Raw genomic sequence first — 16,633 nt, 5'->3', positions numbered from 1 at the left:
TCCGGGGTGGGGACGGCCGGTCTGTCGTCCTGTTGTCCACAGCTTCGTCCGGGGTCTGCTCGGGCGTGGGGCCGGCTGCCTACGATGGCGGCATGATCGCTTTCGCGGTGTCCGCCCTGTTCGCCCTGCTCTTCGGGGTCGGTGTGCTGCGCGACCGGCGCCGCTTCGGGAACGCGGTGTACCTCGGTCTCGCCGTCACCTTCCTCGGCCTCGGCCTGCTCTCGGCCGTCGACCACCTGCCGCCCGGCCTGACCGAGACGGTCCTCGTCCTGCTCCTGCTGGTGCTCGGCCTGGGGCCGCTGGTCCTCGCCGGACTGCTGTGCGCCAACGGCGTCGAGATGGTCCGCAAGGAGGGCGCACGCCCGGCCAACCTGCTGTCGCTCCTCGCCGGCCTCGGCATCCTCGGCGTGCTGGGGCTGATGGCCGCCGCCGTCCTGACCCACTCCCGGGTCCTCGGTGTCGTCGCCGTCACCCTGCTCCTCGTCCTGGGCTACGTCTCCTTCCTCTTCGTCTGCTTCGTGGGGTACGCCTTCCTGTACGGCCGGATGCGGCTGCGCCGGGACGCGGACTTCGTGGTGGTCCTCGGCTCCGGGCTGATCGGCGGCCGGCGGGTGCCGCCGCTGCTCGCGAGCCGGCTCGACCGGGGCCGTGAGGTGTACGAGCGGCTGGCCGCGCGCGGCACCGGCGGGCCGCCGTTCCTGATCACCTCGGGCGGCCGGGGCCCGGACGAGGAGCTGCCGGAGTCCCACGCCATGGCCGGCTATCTGCTGGAGCGCGGCTTTCCCGAGGACCGGATCCTCCGCGAGGACCGCTCCCGCACCACCGAGGAGAACCTGCTGTTCAGCAAGGAGCTGATGGAGGCGGAGCGGCCGGGTGCCGCCTGCGTGGTCGTCACCAACAACTTCCACGCCTTCCGGGCCGCGCTGATGGCCCGGAAGGCCGGGGTGGACGCCCAGGTGGTGGGTTCGCCGACCGCCGCGTACTTCTGGCCCAGCGCCACGCTCCGCGAGTTCGCCGCGGTCTTCCTGGAGTACCGCGCGGTCAACCTCACGGTCTGCGCGGTCCTGGTGGCCATCGGAGCCCTGGGCCTCGCGGTCACGGGGTGACGCCGGGGGGGAGGGGGAGGGGGGAGGGGGGAGGGAGGCCCCCCGGGCGGCGCCGGAGGGGCGAGGCGGTCGTCGCGTCCCTACGCTGGAGGGACGGAGGTGTCGAGGACGCCGGAGGCGGCGTCCGGGAGCCCGCCGCGGAGGTGACCCCATGAGGCGACGCCACCACTTCCACATCGACTACCGGGGCCATTCGGTCTCGGCGACGGTGGAGACCGGCATGCGGCCGGTGGTCGAGGTGCTCGTCGACGGCAAGGAGACCGGGCACGCGGCGACCCGGTCCGACCGGCCGGTGGCCGTCCCGATCGAGCTGCCGACGGATCCGCCGACGCCGGCGACGGTGCGCGCCACCGCGGGTCCGGGGGTGCCCCGCTGTCTCCTGATCGTCGAGGGCGACCCGGACCAGCACGTCATGGCGCCGCGACTGTACTGAGGGCGGGGCGGCGGGGTCGGGTCAGGAGAGCCAGGCCATGCCGATGAAGAGGAAGACGACGAAGGCGACGATCCCGGCGACGGCGGCCGTCTTGCGGGGCCGTCGGCGGGACAGCTCGGCGAGCGCGCCGCCGGTGGAGCCGGTGTTCCCGGCCCGCTCGGGCGCCCGCCGCCGGGACCCGCCGGCCACCGGGGCGGACACGGCCGTCGCACCGGCGGCGGGGCCGGGCGGCGGGGTGCGCGGGCCGGCGGGCCGCGGCGCGGGCATCGCGGCCGGCACGGGCGCGGGAGCGTGCGCGGTGTGCGCGGACGGCACGTGCGCAGGCGGCACGTGGGCTTGCGGGGTGCGGGCCGGCGGGGTGGGGGCGGCGCCCGGCATGGCGGCGGCCGCGGGCCGGGGCGCGTACTCCCGCCAGGCGCCGGAGCCGAACCAGTCGGCGATGGCCTGCGCCGGCGGGCGCTGTTCGGGCTGCTTGGCCAGCAGGCTCAGCAGGTACGCCTCGAAGGCGGGCGTGAGCACGACGCCGAGCCGGCTCGGCGGGGTCGGGGCGCTGTCGATGTGCTGGTACAGCAGCGCGGTCGCGGTGTCCGCGCGGAACGGCGGGTGACCGGTCAGCAGCTGGTAGAGGACGCAGCCCAGCGAGTAGACGTCCGAGGCGGGGGAGGCCGGCTTGCCGAGGGCCCGCTCCGGGGCCAGGTAGAGGCCGGTGCCGACGATCTGCCCGGTTGTCGTCAGGCCCGCGGAGGGGTCGTCGACGAAGCGGGCGATGCCGAAGTCGGCCAGCTTCACCGTGCCCTCGGCGTCCATCAGGAGGTTGCCGGGCTTGATGTCGCGGTGGACCACGCCCTGCCGGTGGGCGGCGGCGAGACCGGCGGCGGCGTGCGCGGCGACGACGGCGACCCGCTCGGCGGGCAGCACCAGGGGATTCGCCGGGGAGGAGCCCAGGCTGTCGCCCTCGACCAGCTCCATCACCAGGAAGAGCTTGCCGTCCCAGGTGCCGAAGTCGAAGACGCCGACGACGTGCGGGTGGCTGAGCCGGGCGGCGGTCTGCGCCTCCAGGCGGAACCGGTCGGCGCCGGAGGGGTCGGTGGACTGCGCCAGCATCAGTTTCACGGCGACGGGCCGGCCGAGGACCTCGTCGGTGGCCTGCCACACCTCGCCCATGCCGCCACGGCCGATACACCCGTGAAGCCGATATCGGTCCGCGACCAGCACCAGGAGACGCCCTTTCGACAATCGATCACTTGACGGCAGAGGACCAGGGTAGAGCCGCCCCGTGTGCGTGCTCGCCGCGCTCCCCCCGAAGCGGAATCACGACCGCCCCACCGGGGAACCGCCGCGCAACCGCCGCCGTACGCACGGACGTACGGGAGGGCCCCCGGGGTTCCGGAAGTCCCGCGTTTCCCCCGGCCCGGGCCTTCCGGGTGCCTTCCGGGTTCCACGGGGGTTCCCGGAGGGTGAACAATGGGTGCCGTGCGGCCGGCGGGCGCCGGCCCGCACGCGAGACCCGACCCCGAACCTGGAACGGAGTGGACCGTGGCGCGACCGAGAGTGGGCGTGGCGGTACTGACGATGGGCACCCGCCCCGCCGAGCTGGGCGCGCTGCTCGACTCGGTGGCGATGCAGGACGAGCCCCCCGCCCGGGTCGTCGTGGTCGGCAACGGCACGGGCTCGCTGCCCGCCCTCCCCGAGGGCGTCACCGGCGTCGAGCTGCCCGAGAACCGCGGGGTCACCGGCGGCCGGAACGTGGCCATCGACACCCTCCGCTCCTTCGGCGACGTGGACGTCCTCGTCGACCTCGACGACGACGGCCTGCTCGTCGACACGGACGTCTTCCGCCGTCTGGCCGACCTGTACGAGACCGAGCCGAAGCTCGGCGTGGTCTCCTTCCGGATCGCCGACGAGACGGGCGAGACGCAGCGTCGGCACATCCCCCGGCTCGGCGCCAAGGACCCGATGCGCGGCGGCGAGGTCACCACCTTCCTCGGCGGTGGCCACGGCCTGTCGATGCCGATGCTGGACCGGATCGGCGGCTGGCCGGAGGACTTCTTCTTCGCGCACGAGGAGACCGACCTGGCCTGGCGGGCCCTCGACGCGGGCTGGCGGATCCGGTACGAGCCCGAGCTGCTGCTCCAGCACCCGAAGACCAGCCCGGCCCGGCACGACGTCTACTACCGCATGACCGCCCGCAACCGCGTGTGGCTGGCGAAGCGGAACCTCCCGGCCCCGCTGGTCCCGCTCTACCTGGCGGTCTGGGTCCTCCTGACGGTCGCCCGCACCCGCTCGGCGCGCGGCCTGCGCTCCTGGTTCGCCGGCTTCGCGGAGGGCCTGAAGGCCCCCGCCGGGCCGCGCCGCCCGATGCGCTGGTCGACGGTGCTGCGCATGACGAAGCTGGGCCGCCCCCCGATCATCTGAGGCCCCGGGCCCGGCCCACGCCCAGGCCCGGCCCCCCGACGTCCGGCGCTCGCCCCCCGGCGTCCTACGCCCGACACCGGCGCCCGACACCGGCGCCCGGCACCGGAAGCCCGCCCCGGGCGCCCGACCCCCGGCGTCCTACGCCCGGCACCGGAAGCCCGCCCCCGGTACCGGACCCCCGGCACCGGACCCCCGACTCTCGGCGCCCGCCTCCCAACACCGGAAGCCCGACACCAGCCCCCCGACACCAGCCCCCCGACACCGGACACCCGCCCCCGGCGTCCGTCCCCCGATCACCCGGCGCCCCGGCCCGTGAGGGCCGGGGCGCCGGCCGCGCTCAGTCGGTGATCTCGACCTTCCCGTCGACCCCGTGCGTCCCGTTCGCCCGCGGCGCGGGCGCCGGGGCGGCGTCCGCCTTGGACGTGAGCCCCTGGAGGAGCGAGGCGAGGTCGACGCCCGTGGTGGAGGAGAGCAGTTCCATCCCCTGGGCGACGTTGTCCGCGACCGCGCGCGGCAGCCTGCTCGCCCCGTCCGTGGAGATGACGGTCATCTTGTCCACGGCGGCCAGCGGCTCCGCCGCCTTGGCGACGACCTGCGGCAGGACCTCCACCAGCATCTGGAGCACGGCCGCGTCGCCGTACCGCTCGAACGCGTCGGCCCGCTTGTGCATGGCCTCGGCCTCGGCGGCGCCCTTCGCCGCGATGGCGGCCGCCTCCGCGTCGCCCTCCAGCCGCACGGCCTCCGCGATGGCGGCGCGCCGGGCGCGCTCGGCCTCACCGCGCTTGGCGCCCTCGATGGCCTCGGCCTCGGCGAGGGCCTGGCGGCGCTGCTTCTCGCCCTCACCGGTGAGCCGGGACCGCTCGGCCTCGGCCTCGGCCGCCGCGATGGCCGCCATCCGCTCGGCCTCGGCCTGCTTCACCCGGGCGGTGCGCTGCGCCTCGGCCTGCTGCTCGGCCTCGTACCGCTTGGCGTCGGCGGGCTTGCGGACCTGGGTGTCGAGCTGGCGGTCGGTGAGGGCGGCCTGCCGGGCGGCGACCTTCTCCTGCTCGGCGAGGATGTCCTGCTGGCGGGCGGCCTCGGCGAGCGGCCCGGCGGCGTTGGCCTGGGCGGCGGCCTCGTCGGTCTGCGCCTTGATCTCGGCCTGCTTCAGGTACAGGGTCCGCTGCGCGACCGCGATCTCCTCCTCGGCCTTCAGACGGGCCTGCTCGGCGGCCCGTCGGGCCTCGGCCTCGGCGATGTCGGCCTCCTGCTTGGCGCGGGCGGCCTCGGGCCGGCCGAGGTCCTCCAGGTAGGAGCCCTCGGTGGTGATGTCCTGGATCTGGAAGGCGTCGAGGACGAGGCCCTGTCCGGAGAGGCTGGCCTCGGCCTCCTCGGCGACCTGTCCGGCGAAGGCGGCCCGGTCGCGGATGATGTCCTCGACGGACATCCGGCCCACGATGGACCGCAGCGCGCCGGACAGCACCTCCTGGGTGAAGCCGACGATGCCGTCCTGCTGCATCAGGAAGCGCTGGGCGGCGGCGCGGATGGAGTCCTCGGTGCCGCCGACCTTGACGATGGCGACGCCCTCCAGGTTGGCCTTGACGCCGCGCAGGGTGACGGCGCCGCGGACGGCGACGGGGATGTGCCGGCTGGAGAGGTCGAGGGTGAACTTCTGCTGCACGAAGGGCACGACGAAGACGCCGCCGCCGACGACGACCTTCTGGCCGCTGTTGTCGGTGTAGACGCGGCCGGTCGCCGGATCGGTGGCCTTCTGGCCGCGGCGGCCGGTGATGATGAACGCCTCGCTCGGCCCCGCCACCTTGTAGCGGGTGACGACGGCGAGGCCGAGCAGGACGAGGAGGGCGACGACGCCCACCACGGCGATCAGGACAGGGCTCATGGAGAACCCCCCTTCGTTCGGTACGGGAAGGATGGATCCGGCGGTCGGCGCTCAGCGGTCGACGGGCCGTACGAGGACCGAGGTCGCCGAGAGGACCGACTCGACCCACACCTCGGTGCCGCGCGGGACGGGCCGGTCCGCCCGCGCCGCGTACTTCACGGGCTGGCCGCCCAGGTACAGCAGCACCTCGCCGTAACCGTCCGCCGGGACGGCGGTGACGACCGAGCCGGAACTGCCGGCGAGGTCCGCGCCGCGCGGCGCGGGCGCGTTCGTGTCGTGCAGCAGGACCCGGCAGAACCGCCAGGTCACCCACCCCACGCCGACCCCCGCCAGCACGCCCGCGCCGCTCGCGACCCCCGCCCCCGCGCCGCTCGTGCCGAGCACGAGCGCCCCCGTGAAGCCGAGCGCCGAGACGAACCCGGCGACCACCGGCAACGACAGCAGCCCGTCCAGGCCCCCGAGCCCGTCGAAGAGCCCCTCCAGGACCCCGTCGAAGACCAGGCTCAGGACGAGCAGCAGCAGGCCGCCGATGCCGAGACCAAGAAACCAGACCATGTCCCGCGCTCCTCCGGCCGCCGTGCCCTGTCCGCCGTCCGAAGGATCGTTTCACCGCGAGGCCGGAACCCGCATTGCCGGTGACCGGCAATCTTTACGCGCCCTTAATGCCGTCCGAAACCGACCACCGGAACCGGCCGCCCGAAACCGACCACCGGAACCGGCCGCCCGAAACCGACAGCCGAAACCGACCACCCGGAACCGGCCGCCCGGCTCACAGCTCCTCGTCCGGCCAGCCGAGCAGCCGTGCCCCGATCGCGGCGGTCTGGAGCGTGTACCGCTGGGTGGGGTCGCCGGGGTCGGATCCGGTGAGCCGGTGGATCCGGTCGAGCCGGTACGAGACGGCCCGCACGCTCAGCGCGAGCCGGCGGGCGGCCTCGGTGGTGACGCAGCCCGCGTCGAAGTAGGCGTGCAGGGTGTCGAGCAGCGGCCGCGCCCCGCCCCGGGCGTCGGCGAGCGGCCCGAGCACGGTCCTCACGAGGTCGGCCATGGCCTGCCGGTCCCGGCCGAGGACCGGGTAGACGAGCAGGTCGGCGGCGTACAGCACGGGTCCGTCCAGCCCGATGCGGTCGGCGAGGTCGAGGGCGCCGAGCGCCTCCTCGTACGAGTGGACGACGCCGCCGGCGCCGGGGTGCGCGCGCCCGATCGCGACGAGGCTGTCGTCGGCGGTCGCGTACGTCTGCTTGGCGAAGTGGGCGAGGACCTCGGGCTCGTCGGCCGGGGCGACGCAGATCAGCCGCCCGTCCTTGGTGGTGAGCAGGATCCGCCGGGTGCCGAAGCGGGCGAGCAGCGAGGCCTCGACGCCCCGCGAGACCGGCGCCCCGTCCTCGAACGGCTCGGGTGCCCGCGCGACGGCGACCGCGTGCGCGTGGGAGAGCAACAGCCCGAACCGCTCGGCCCGCTCGGCGAGCCGCCCCAGGTCGCTGCGCCCGTACAGCAGGTCGTCGACGAACTCCCGCCGCGCGGCCTCCTCCTGTCGCACCGCCAGCTTCTGCGCCCGCTCGTGGCCCTCGGCGAAGGCGTCGACGGCCTGTTCGACGGCGGCGAGCAGCAGGTCGGGGTCGGTGCCGTGCGGCAGTCCGCGCCGCGCGGCCCGCGCGGCGGCGAGATGGGCCCGTACGAGCTCCCGCAGTCCGATCCCCGCCTCGGCGGCCCGCTCCCCCCGGGTCCGCAGCCCCTCCAGCTCCTCCCGGCTCAGCCGCCGCCCGGTGGCGCAGACGCCGGCCAGGATCCCGGAGTACCCGTCGAGGTACTCCTCGTACGCCCCCGTCATGGTCGCCCCGCCCCCTGATCCGATCCCGCAAAAACGACTCAGGGCCCGACCCGCTTCCGCGGATCAGGCCCTGAACCTTTGACTGTCGGGGTGGCGGGATTTGAACCCACGACCTCTTCGTCCCGAACGAAGCGCGCTGCCAAGCTGCGCTACACCCCGATGTCGCTGCTCTGATCTTCTCGTCGCGGCGACATCGATTACTTTAGCCCACCCGCGCCCAGAGACGAAATCCGGTTACGGCGCCCCGCGACCGCAGGTCGGAAGCGGTCCGCCGTGACGAGGAGGAGGCCGAGGGCGTAGAAGGCGAGGCCGAGGACGAGGGCGTTGAGCAGCACGCCGGCGTAGCCGTGGGCGGTGACGTCGAGGAACGGGTACGTGTAACGGATCGGGTGGCCGGCGGGGAGCAGGGCGCCGCGGACCAGGGAGAAGGCCAGGTAGGCGCCGGGGGCGGCGAGCCAGAGGGCCGCGTGGCGGGGGCGGAAGGCGGCGGGGCGGGTGAGCAGCAGCCAGTCCAGGGCGACGCCGATCGGGGTGACGGTGTGCAGGAGCTGGTTGGAGACGGCCCGGGCGCCGGTGAGCGCGTCGACGGCGGCGGCCTGGTTGAAGGGGCTCGCCGGGTTGTCGAGGACCAGGTGGAAGACGAGCCCGACGACGGAGACGCAGAGGAGCACCCCGCCGCTCCACACGGCGGGCAGCGGGGGACGGCCGGTCCGGGCACGGGCGGCGCCGAGTCCGAGGGTGACGGCGACGGCGGTGTTGGTCCAGATCGTGAAGAAGCCGAAGGCGACGAGCGGGTCGCCCTGGACGCAGTCGATCGTGACGCCGGTCACCGCGGCGAGGGCGATCAGGGCGCGGAAGGCGGCGGCGGGTCGATGCGTCATGGCCGCCACGGTACGGGGGCCGGCCGCCGCCTTACCGTGGCTCAGGCGCGTGCCGTCAGGGTGAGCAGCGTCGCCTCGGGCGGGCAGGCGAAGCGGACCGGGGTGAAGCGGTTGGTGCCGCATCCCGCCGAGACGTGCAGGTAGGAGGTGTGGCCGCCGGCGGTGTGGGTGGAGAGGCCCTTCACCCGGTCGGTGTCGAGGTCGCAGTTGGTGACGAGCGCCCCGTGGAAGGGGACGCACAGCTGCCCGCCGTGGGTGTGCCCGGCGAGGACCAGCTCGTAGCCGTCGGCGGTGAAGGCGTCGAGGGCGCGCAGGTAGGGGGCGTGGACGATGCCGAGGGAGAAGTCCGCGGACTTCTCGGGGCCGCCGGCCACCTTCTCGTACCGGTCCCGCTTGATGTGCGGGTCGTCGAGGCCGGTGAAGGCGAGGTCGGCCTGGGGGAGCTTGAGCCGGCCGCGGGTGTTGGTGAGGTCCACCCAGCCGGCCGCGTCGAAGGCGTCCTTCATGCCCTCCCACGGGTTGTGGACGGCGCCGACGACCGGCTTGTTGCCGTTGAGCCCGTGCCGGCCCTGGACCTTCTCCAGGAGGTAGCGGGCGGGGTTGCGGAAGCGGGGGCCGTAGTAGTCGTTGGAGCCGAAGACGTAGACGCCGGGGAACTCCATGAGCGGGCCGAGCGCGTCGAGCAGCTCGGGCACGGCTTCGGTGTCGGAGAGGTTGTCGCCGGTGTTCACCACGAAGTCGGGGCGGAGTCCGGCGAGCTTCTGCAGCCAGCCGCGCTTCTTGTCCTGTCCGCACACCATGTGCACGTCGGAGACCTGGAGGACCCGCAGGTCGTCCATGCCCGGCGGCAGGACGGGGACGGTCACCCGCCGGAGCCGGAACGAGCGGGCCTCGAAGCCCGCCGCGTAGACGAGTCCGGCCGCGGCCGTGGCCGCGACGCCTGCCGTGATCTTCAGGGGGATCCCGTACCGTGCGCGCATCCCCCCATCGTTCCAGACCCGTGGGGCGTAAATGCACGGGCGGTACGCCGGGAGCACCTGCCACACTTGTGGCCATGACCACGCTCAAGGCACGACTGAAGGACGACCTCAACGCCGCGATCAAGGACCGCGACGAACTGCGCTCCTCGACCCTGCGGCTCACCATCGCCGCGATCACCAAGGAGGAGGTCGCGGGCAAGACCAAGCGCGAGCTCTCCGAGGACGAGGTGCAGAAGGTGATCGCCAAGGAGGCGAAGAAGCGGCGCGAGGCCGCGGACGCCTTCGAGCAGGGCGGTCGTCACGAGTCGGCCGAGCGCGAGCGGGCGGAGGGCGTGATCCTCGACGCGTACCTGCCGAAGCAGCTCTCCGACGAGGAGCTGGACGGCATCGTGGCCGAGGCCGTCGAGGAGGCGAGGGCCGCCGGCGCCGAGGGCCCGCGCGCCATGGGCGCCGTCATGAAGATCGTGAACCCGAAGGTGGCCGGGCAGGCCGACGGCGGGCGTGTCGCCGCCGCGGTGAAGAAGCTGCTCGCGGGCTGAGTCCCGCCCCCGACGTACGGGAAGGGCCCCACCGGTCTCGCCGGTGGGGCCCTTCTCCTGTGCGTGGCGTCAGCGGTTTCCGCCGCGGCCGTTGCCCGGCCGGCCGGTGTCCCCGCCGGGCAGGTCGGGGAGGGTGATGCCCGGGAAGGGGCTGGTCGGCCGGTCGGCCGGCTTGTCGTCGTCCCGGCGCGGCTTGTCGTCCCGCTTGTCCTCCTCCTTCGGGTCCTTCGGCTTCTCGGCCCGGGGGACCTTGATGCCGACGAAGGAGGGGGTGTCGGAGCCGAGCGCGCCGGTCATGGCGATCCGCCAGATCGGGCCGGGGAGGCAGCCGCCGCAGACCTTGTCGTAGTAGACGCCGCCGATGGTGAGGTCGAACATCTCCTCGCGCTTGCCGACGTCGTCGCCGACCCAGACGGCGGTGGAGAGGTCCGGGGTGTAGCCGACGAACCAGGCGTCCTTGCGGCCCTCGGTGGTACCGGTCTTGCCCGCGTTGTCCCGGTCGCTCAGGCCGGCCTTCGTACCCGTGCCGTCCTCGACGACGCCCTTGAGCATCTGGTTGATCATGTCGGCGGTGCGGTCGGACATCGCGCGCGTGCACTTGGTCTGCGGCACGTTGAGCTTCTCGCCGGTGGCGGTCCTGATGGAGTCGATGACGACCGGGACGCAGTAGATGCCGCGGTTGGCGAAGGTCGCGTAGACGTTCGCCATGTCGAGCGGGGTGCTCTCCAGCGAGCCGAGGGTGGCGGACGGGCTCTGCCTGATCGGCTTGCCCAGCTCGCGCTCGTAGCCGACCTTCTTCGCCATCGTCAGCGTCTCGCAGAGGCCGGCCATCTGCTCCAGCTTGGCGAAGTACGTGTTGATGGACTTGCCGAGGGCGCTCGTCATGTCGTACGCCCCCTTCTCCGACTTGAGCTCGTTCTGGACCGACCAGTCCGCGTATCCCGCGGGCTTGCCGTCGCAGCGCGTGTAGTCGCTCTCCTTCATGGAGATCTTCCACGGCGTGTCGAAGCTCTGCGCCGGGCTCAGGCCCTTCTCCAGCGCGGCGGCGGCCGTGATCGGCTTGAAGGTCGAGCCGACCGGGAAGCCGTACGTGGTGCCGCCCATCTTGCTGCCGACGGCGAGGTTGAGCGTGGTCTGGTGCTGCTTCTGGTCCAGGCCGTAGGGGCGGGACTGGCTCATCGACACGATGCGGCCGGTGCCGGGCTTGACCTGGACGACGGCGGTCGCGACCGGGTCGTCCTTGTTGACCTTGGCCACGGCGGCCTCGTTCGCCGCCGCCTGCGCCTTCGGGTCCAGCGTGGTCCGGATGGTCAGGCCGCCGAGGTTCCACAGCTTCTGGCGCTCTTCGACGGTCTTGCCGAAGACCGGGTCGGTCAGGATCGTCTTGCGGACGTAGTCGCAGAAGAAGCCGGCGCCGTCGACGGCGGTGATGCAGCCGTTCCTCGGCGTCTTCACCTTCAGCTTGATCGGCGTGGCCTTGGCCTTCTCGAACTCGGCCTGGGTGATGTCGCCGACGTCCGTCATCCGCTGGAGGACGATGTTGCGCCGCTTGGTGGCTTCCTGGAGGTCGTTGATCGGGTCGAAGCGGCTCGGCGACTGCACCAGGCCGGCCATCATCGCGGCCTCGCCCAGGTCCAGCTTGGCGGCGGGCTTGGAGAAGTAGCGCTGCGAGGCGGCCTCGATGCCGTACGCCTGCTGCCCGAAGAACGTGATGTTGAGGTAGTTCTCCAGGATCTTCTTCTTGCCCAGTTCCTCCTCGACCTGGATCGCGTACTTCAGCTCGCGGACCTTGCGGCCGATCGTCTGCTGGGTGGCCTGCGCGACCTTCTCCGGGTCGTCGCCGGCCTCCTCGACGAAGACGTTCTTCACGTACTGCTGGGTCAGCGTGGAGGCTCCCTCGGAGACCCCGCCCGACTGCGCGTTCTTGTTGATCGCGCGCAGCACGCCCTTGAGGTCGATGGCCCCGTGCTCGTAGAAGCGCGCGTCCTCGATCGCGACGATCGCCTTCTGCATGTACGGGGAGATCTTCTCCAGCGGCACCACCTTGCGGTCCCGGGAGTAGACGGTCGCGATCAGCCCGCCCTCGGAGTCCAGGATGGTGGTGCGCTGACTCAGCGGTGGGGTCTTCAGGTTCGAGGGGATCTCGTCGAACCCCTCGACCGTGCCCTTCGCCGCCAGACCCAGTGCCCCGGCCGCGGGCAGGGCGATGCCCGCCAGCACCGCTCCGGAGAGCACACTGACACCGAGGAACTTGGCGGCCTGCTGGGTCCCGGTCAGACCACCGCCCGAGCGCTTCTTTGCCATGGGGGGCAGCCTAATCCGTGTTGCCGGGCGTTCCGCAGGACCGGGTGCCTCTCGGAGCGTTCGGGTACCGGACCGTGACATCCGGGCGCGTCCGGGCCGTGGCGGCACCGGCCCGCCTCGTCCCTGGGGGCGAGGGCGGCCGGACGTCCTCACCGTGGGACCCGGAGTCCGGACGTGCGTCGCCGACGGCCCGCACCCCGCCCTGACCGCCGACCCCGGGACCCGGCGCCGACGCGTGGCACCGGCGCCTCCACGGACGTGCCGCGAGCGGGGGGCCCGCCCCCTGGAGTTCACGGCACGGCGACGTCGGGCGCCCAGGTTCTCAATCGCCGGACACGCGGACAGGCCTTGGCCTAAGCTGCTCCCGACTGTCACAGGAGTGCGGCCCGGCATCAACCCCCGTGCGTGACGTCCGCCTGATCCCGGCATGAGTTCCCGCGTCCCGAATGCGCGGGAACAGCCTGTCCGATTCGGGTGTGTGTATCACGTGATGCCCCTTAGCACACGCATGTCCTTCGATCACTCCCCTGGGTGATCTGACGCGCACGCATAGTCCGTTCGGGCCATTCAAGATTGGGCCCGACGGGGGTGTTGCGCTGTCCCCGCCTTCCGTAACGTCCCAACTGGCAGCGGTGAATATGCCGCTGCCGCCGTGGGGGAGCCTCGATTCGGGAGAGGACGGCGCCGGTATGGGCTGGGTAGCTGACTGGAGTGCGCAGGCGGCCTGCCGCACTACCGATCCGGATGAACTTTTCGTGCAGGGAGCGGCACAGAACAGGGCGAAGGCGGTGTGCACCGGCTGCCCGGTGCGCACCGAGTGCCTCGCCGACGCCCTGGACAACCGCGTGGAGTTCGGCGTGTGGGGCGGCATGACGGAGCGCGAGCGCCGCGCCCTGCTGCGCCGGCGCCCCACGGTCACCTCGTGGCGGCGGCTCCTGGAGACCGCCCGCACCGAGTACGAGCGCGGCGCGGGCCTGCTGCCCGTGGCCATGCAGGACGACGCGACGTACGAGGAGTACGCCGCGGTCGGATAGCCGCGCCCCGTTCCGCTCGCGCGAGGTTCCGTCAGGACCGGCCGCGCGGGGACGAAAGGCGCTCACCGATGGCCCGCAGCCCGGCGAGGTCGTGCACATCGCCGGGCAGGGCGGCCACCTCGGTCACCGGCACCTCCGGATGGAGGGCCGTGAAGCGGTCACGCGTGTGCTGCTCGCGCGCGAGCACCCGCATCCGCTCGGCGTGCAGCCGCAGCAGACCCGCGGTGAGCCGCGCGATGTCGGGATCGTTCTCGGAAGCGGTGCCGGCCTCAGGACCGGTCTCCGGGCCGGCCGTGCCGCTGTGCTCTTCGGTCGCGTCGGCTGTGGGGGCAGCCTCGGGTGCGGCGGGCGGACGTGCGGGTGATGCGGCGGCGGTGGCGGAGTGCGACGGCTCGGACGACGTGGCCGGGACGCCACGCCCTCCAGTCTTCCCGGGCCCGTGATCCACCATGCGGCCCTCGTCAAGATTTTCCGCGGCCGCCCGCGCCCGCTCGGCCGACAGGCGCCCGGCCCCGCTGCCGTGGACCCGGTTGAGGACGAGCCCCGCCAGCGGCATGCCCTCCGTGGCCAGCCGCTCCACGAAGTACGCCGCCTCCCGCAGCGCGTCCCGCTCGGGCGCCGCGACGACCAGGAAGGCCGTCCCCGGCGCCTGCAGCAGCCGGTACGTGGCGTCCGCCCGCGTCCGGAAGCCGCCGAACATCGTGTCCATCGCGGCGACGAAGGTCTGCACATCCCCCAGGAACTGACCGCCGAGCAGCTTCCCCAGCGTCCCCGACATCATCGACATGCCGACGTTGAGGAACTTCATCCCCGCCCGGCCGCCCACCTTCGCCGGCGCCATCAGCAGCTTGATGAACTTCCCGTCCAGGAAGGACCCGAGACGCTTCGGCGCGTCCAGGAAGTCCAGGGCGGAACGCGACGGCGGGGTGTCGACGACGATCAGGTCCCACTCGTCCCGCGCCCGCAGCTGGCCCAGCTTCTCCATCGCCATGTACTCCTGCGTACCGGCGAAACCGGCCGACAGGGACTGGTAGAAGGGGTTCTCCAGGATCGCCCGCGCCCGCGCGGGCTCCGCGTGCGCCTCGACGATCTCGTCGAAGGTCCGCTTCATGTCCAGCATCATCGCGTGCAGCTCGCCGCCGTCCGAGCCCTTGATGCCGTCCACCTTGCGGGGCGTGTTGTCCAGCGCGTCGATGCCCATCGACTGCGCCAGCCGGCGCGCCGGATCGATGGTGAGGACCACCACCCGCCGGCCCCGCTCCGCCGCCCGCACGCCGAGCGCCGCCGCCGTCGTCGTCTTGCCGACGCCGCCCGAACCGCAGCAGACGATGATCCGGGTGCCCCGGTCGTCGAGGAGCGGATCGACGTCCAGGAAGGGCGCCGCGTCCAGGCCGCCGGCCTTCGCCGGGCCGGGGGTCTTCTCCGTCACGCCGCACCCACCCCTTGCCTCCGCAGTTCCTTCGCAAGGCGGTAGAGGCCCGCGATGTCCGCCCCGTCGCCCAGATACGGCAGCTCGTACGCGGGCAGACCGAGGCCGTCCAGGACCGCCCGCTGGTCCCGCTCCAGCTCCACCCGGCGCGCGTGCTCGGCGGCCTCGTCGAGCAGCGGCTCCACCAGCGCGGCGCCGCCCGGGACCCCGGCCGAGGCCAGCGCCCGCGCGATCGCCTCGCGGTGACCGCCGGAGGCGGCCCGCACCGCCGCCGCGTCCAGGACGTGCGGGCGGACCATGTTCACCACCACCCGCCCCACCGGCAGCCCCGCCGCACGCAGCTCGGCGACGCCGTCGGCCGTCTCCTGGACCGGCATCTCCTCCAGGAGGGTCACCAAGTGCACCGCCGTCTCGGGGGACTTGAGGACCTTCATCACCGCCTGCGCCTGGTTGTGTATCGGGCCGATCCGGGCCAGCCCCGCCACCTCGTCGTTCACGTTGAGGAAGCGGGTGATGCGGCCGGTCGGCGGCGCGTCCATCACCACGTGGTCGTACACCGGCCGGCCGTCGCGCTCCCGCCGCCGGACCGCCTCGCACGCCTTCCCGGTGAGCAGGACGTCCCGCACCCCCGGCGCTATCGTCGTCGCGAAGTCGATCGCCCCGAGCTTCCTCAGGGCGCGGCCCGCGCCGCCCAGTTTGTAGAACATCTGGAGGTAGTCGAGGAGGGCGCGCTCGGCGTCGATGGCCAGCGCGAACACCTCGCCGCCGCCCGGAGCCACGGCGATCTTGCGCTCCTCGTAGGGAAGCGCCTCCGTCTCGAAGAGCTGTGCGATGCCCTGTCTGCCTTCGACCTCGACGAGGAGCGTCCGCTTCCCCTCCGTCGCGAGGGCGAGGGCGAGGGCGGCGGCGACCGTCGTCTTACCGGTACCGCCCTTGCCGCTGACGACCTGGAGCCTGCTCACGCTGTCGAGCCTAACCACTGGCGGGCCCGCGCAATCAGCGGACCGCCCCGGAGAAGCCCCCGAGCCGGACCCTGGGGGGAGCCTCGGCGGAGCACCCCGGCGCAGCGGCTACAGTCGGGCCCATGACCAAGTGGGAGTACGTCACGGTGCCGCTTCTGGTGCACGCGACCAAGCAGATTCTCGACAACTGGGGCCAGGACGGCTGGGAGCTCGTCCAGGTCGTGCCCGGGCCCAACAACCCGGAGCAGCTGGTGGCCTACATGAAGCGGCCGCTGTCGTGAGCGGGGCCGTCGAGGCGCGGATCGCCGAGCTGGGCCTGAAGCTGCCCGAGGTCGTCCCGCCGATCGCCGCCTACCAGCCGGCCGTGCAGTCGGGCGTGTACGTCTACACCGCGGGCCAGCTCCCGATGGTGGAGGGCAAGCTTCCGGTGACCGGCAAGGTCGGCGCCGAGGTGACCCCCGAGGAGGCCAAGGCGCTCGCCGCCACCTGCGCGTTGAACGCGCTCGCGGCCGTGAAGTCGGTCGCCGGCGACCTCGACCGGATCAAGCGCGTCGTGAAGGTGGTCGGCTTCGTCGCCTCCGCCCCCGACTTCACCGGCCAGCCCGGCGTCCTCAACGGCGCCAGCGAGCTGCTCGGCGAGATCCTCGGCGACAAGGGCGTGCACGCCCGCAGCGCCGTCGGCGTCACCGTCCTCCCCCTCGACGCCCCCGTCGAGGTCGAGGTCCAGGTCGAGCTGACCGAGGTCTGATCCCGGCCCACGCGCGCGTGGAGCCGCCGTACGGCACGGAGCCGGCCGACCCTCCCCGGGGGCGGCCGGCTCCGCGCGTTCCGGCGGACCCTCGT

At 73.2% G+C, this 16,633-nt stretch carries 16 protein-coding genes and 1 tRNA gene; 7 read left to right on the top strand and 10 right to left on the bottom strand.

The annotated features are described in order from the left end of the window. The first annotated feature begins 92 nt into the window (after positions 1 to 92). Together IE245_RS00725 and IE245_RS00720 are read left to right on the top strand one after the other, a co-directional pair. Positions 93 to 1,106, top strand: a complete 1,014-nt coding sequence (locus tag IE245_RS00725) for a YdcF family protein (protein WP_189944585.1) — start codon at positions 93 to 95, stop codon at positions 1,104 to 1,106. 151 nt (positions 1,107 to 1,257) lie between these two features. Further along, complete coding sequence (locus IE245_RS00720; RefSeq protein WP_189944584.1) at positions 1,258 to 1,539, top strand: hypothetical protein; 282 nt, start codon at positions 1,258 to 1,260, stop codon at positions 1,537 to 1,539. Between the two features lie 21 nt (positions 1,540 to 1,560). On the opposite strand, the gene IE245_RS00715 is transcribed toward IE245_RS00720, so the two are convergent. Next, positions 1,561 to 2,754 carry a serine/threonine-protein kinase gene (locus IE245_RS00715; RefSeq protein ID WP_189944583.1) on the bottom strand — a complete coding sequence of 398 codons (1,194 nt, stop codon included), beginning with the start codon at positions 2,752 to 2,754 and terminating at the stop codon, positions 1,561 to 1,563. Between the two features lie 321 nt (positions 2,755 to 3,075). Between IE245_RS00715 and IE245_RS00710 the strand changes: the two genes are divergently transcribed. Further along, entirely contained in the window at positions 3,076 to 3,954 is an 879-nt protein-coding gene (locus IE245_RS00710) for a glycosyltransferase family 2 protein (protein ID WP_229851011.1), read from the top strand. Positions 3,955 to 4,291: 337 nt separating this feature from the next. Here the strand turns inward: IE245_RS00710 and IE245_RS00705 are convergent, their stop codons facing one another. The 6 genes from IE245_RS00705 to IE245_RS00680 all read right to left on the bottom strand — a co-directional run bounded on the left by IE245_RS00705 (position 4,292) and on the right by IE245_RS00680 (position 9,522). Then, entirely contained in the window at positions 4,292 to 5,833 is a 1,542-nt protein-coding gene (locus IE245_RS00705) for an SPFH domain-containing protein (protein WP_189944581.1), read from the bottom strand. A gap of 51 nt (positions 5,834 to 5,884) precedes the next feature. Then, positions 5,885 to 6,388, bottom strand: coding sequence for an NfeD C-terminal domain-containing protein (locus IE245_RS00700; RefSeq protein ID WP_189944580.1), 504 nt, complete (start codon positions 6,386 to 6,388; stop codon positions 5,885 to 5,887). A 214-nt stretch (positions 6,389 to 6,602) separates the two neighbouring features. Then, positions 6,603 to 7,661 carry a PucR family transcriptional regulator gene (locus IE245_RS00695; protein WP_189944579.1) on the bottom strand — a complete coding sequence of 353 codons (1,059 nt, stop codon included), beginning with the start codon at positions 7,659 to 7,661 and terminating at the stop codon, positions 6,603 to 6,605. Positions 7,662 to 7,746: 85 nt separating this feature from the next. Continuing rightward, positions 7,747 to 7,820, bottom strand: a tRNA-Pro gene (locus IE245_RS00690). Positions 7,821 to 7,858: 38 nt separating this feature from the next. After that, the gene (locus tag IE245_RS00685; RefSeq protein ID WP_189944578.1) at positions 7,859 to 8,542 is read right to left on the bottom strand and encodes a Pr6Pr family membrane protein; all 684 of its coding nucleotides are present in this window, start codon (positions 8,540 to 8,542) and stop codon (positions 7,859 to 7,861) included. Between the two features lie 41 nt (positions 8,543 to 8,583). Then, positions 8,584 to 9,522 (bottom strand): metallophosphoesterase, encoded by a 939-nt coding sequence (locus tag IE245_RS00680; protein ID WP_189944577.1) that lies wholly within the window; start codon positions 9,520 to 9,522, stop codon positions 8,584 to 8,586. Between the two features lie 74 nt (positions 9,523 to 9,596). Between IE245_RS00680 and IE245_RS00675 the strand changes: the two genes are divergently transcribed. Continuing rightward, the gene (locus IE245_RS00675) at positions 9,597 to 10,061 is read left to right on the top strand and encodes a GatB/YqeY domain-containing protein (protein WP_189944576.1); all 465 of its coding nucleotides are present in this window, start codon (positions 9,597 to 9,599) and stop codon (positions 10,059 to 10,061) included. Between the two features lie 69 nt (positions 10,062 to 10,130). Here IE245_RS00675 and IE245_RS00670 read toward each other — a convergent pair whose 3' ends face one another. Continuing rightward, entirely contained in the window at positions 10,131 to 12,365 is a 2,235-nt protein-coding gene (locus tag IE245_RS00670) for a transglycosylase domain-containing protein (RefSeq protein ID WP_189944575.1), read from the bottom strand. A 689-nt stretch (positions 12,366 to 13,054) separates the two neighbouring features. Here IE245_RS00670 and IE245_RS00665 point away from each other — a divergent pair. Next, entirely contained in the window at positions 13,055 to 13,399 is a 345-nt protein-coding gene (locus tag IE245_RS00665; protein WP_030749207.1) for a WhiB family transcriptional regulator, read from the top strand. Positions 13,400 to 13,430: 31 nt separating this feature from the next. On the opposite strand, the gene bagB is transcribed toward IE245_RS00665, so the two are convergent. Next, positions 13,431 to 14,828 (bottom strand): ATPase BagB, encoded by a 1,398-nt coding sequence (gene bagB, locus IE245_RS00660; RefSeq protein ID WP_189944574.1) that lies wholly within the window; start codon positions 14,826 to 14,828, stop codon positions 13,431 to 13,433. Next, positions 14,825 to 15,790 carry an ATPase BagA gene (gene bagA / locus IE245_RS00655; protein ID WP_189944573.1) on the bottom strand — a complete coding sequence of 322 codons (966 nt, stop codon included), beginning with the start codon at positions 15,788 to 15,790 and terminating at the stop codon, positions 14,825 to 14,827. The genes bagB and bagA overlap by 4 nt, the downstream gene beginning before the upstream one ends. 122 nt (positions 15,791 to 15,912) lie before the next feature. Between bagA and sp36 the strand changes: the two genes are divergently transcribed. After that, positions 15,913 to 16,071 (top strand): Sp36 family protein, encoded by a 159-nt coding sequence (gene sp36, locus IE245_RS00650; RefSeq protein WP_169093077.1) that lies wholly within the window; start codon positions 15,913 to 15,915, stop codon positions 16,069 to 16,071. After that, the gene (locus IE245_RS00645) at positions 16,068 to 16,538 is read left to right on the top strand and encodes a RidA family protein (protein ID WP_189944572.1); all 471 of its coding nucleotides are present in this window, start codon (positions 16,068 to 16,070) and stop codon (positions 16,536 to 16,538) included. Before sp36 ends, IE245_RS00645 begins: the two co-directional genes overlap by 4 nt. Positions 16,539 to 16,633: the final 95 nt, after the last annotated feature.

It is taken from the genome of Streptomyces roseolus, assembly GCF_014649855.1.
GTDB lineage: Bacteria > Actinomycetota > Actinomycetes > Streptomycetales > Streptomycetaceae > Streptomyces > Streptomyces roseolus.
The sequence above is the reverse complement of the archived record's forward strand: the minus strand, read 5'-3'. Positions and strand labels throughout refer to the sequence as shown.

Coding starts and splice junctions, on each gene's coding strand:
- IE245_RS00725 (WP_189944585.1), top strand. CDS start 93: ATGATCGCTTTCGCGGTGTCCGCCCTGTTCGCCCTGCTCTTCGGGGTC.
- IE245_RS00720 (WP_189944584.1), top strand. CDS start 1,258: ATGAGGCGACGCCACCACTTCCACATCGACTACCGGGGCCATTCGGTC.
- IE245_RS00705 (WP_189944581.1), bottom strand. CDS start 5,833: ATGAGCCCTGTCCTGATCGCCGTGGTGGGCGTCGTCGCCCTCCTCGTC.
- IE245_RS00700 (WP_189944580.1), bottom strand. CDS start 6,388: ATGGTCTGGTTTCTTGGTCTCGGCATCGGCGGCCTGCTGCTGCTCGTC.
- IE245_RS00695 (WP_189944579.1), bottom strand. CDS start 7,661: ATGACGGGGGCGTACGAGGAGTACCTCGACGGGTACTCCGGGATCCTG.
- IE245_RS00685 (WP_189944578.1), bottom strand. CDS start 8,542: ATGACGCATCGACCCGCCGCCGCCTTCCGCGCCCTGATCGCCCTCGCC.
- IE245_RS00680 (WP_189944577.1), bottom strand. CDS start 9,522: ATGCGCGCACGGTACGGGATCCCCCTGAAGATCACGGCAGGCGTCGCG.
- IE245_RS00675 (WP_189944576.1), top strand. CDS start 9,597: ATGACCACGCTCAAGGCACGACTGAAGGACGACCTCAACGCCGCGATC.
- IE245_RS00670 (WP_189944575.1), bottom strand. CDS start 12,365: ATGGCAAAGAAGCGCTCGGGCGGTGGTCTGACCGGGACCCAGCAGGCC.
- IE245_RS00665 (WP_030749207.1), top strand. CDS start 13,055: ATGGGCTGGGTAGCTGACTGGAGTGCGCAGGCGGCCTGCCGCACTACC.
- sp36 (WP_169093077.1), top strand. CDS start 15,913: ATGACCAAGTGGGAGTACGTCACGGTGCCGCTTCTGGTGCACGCGACC.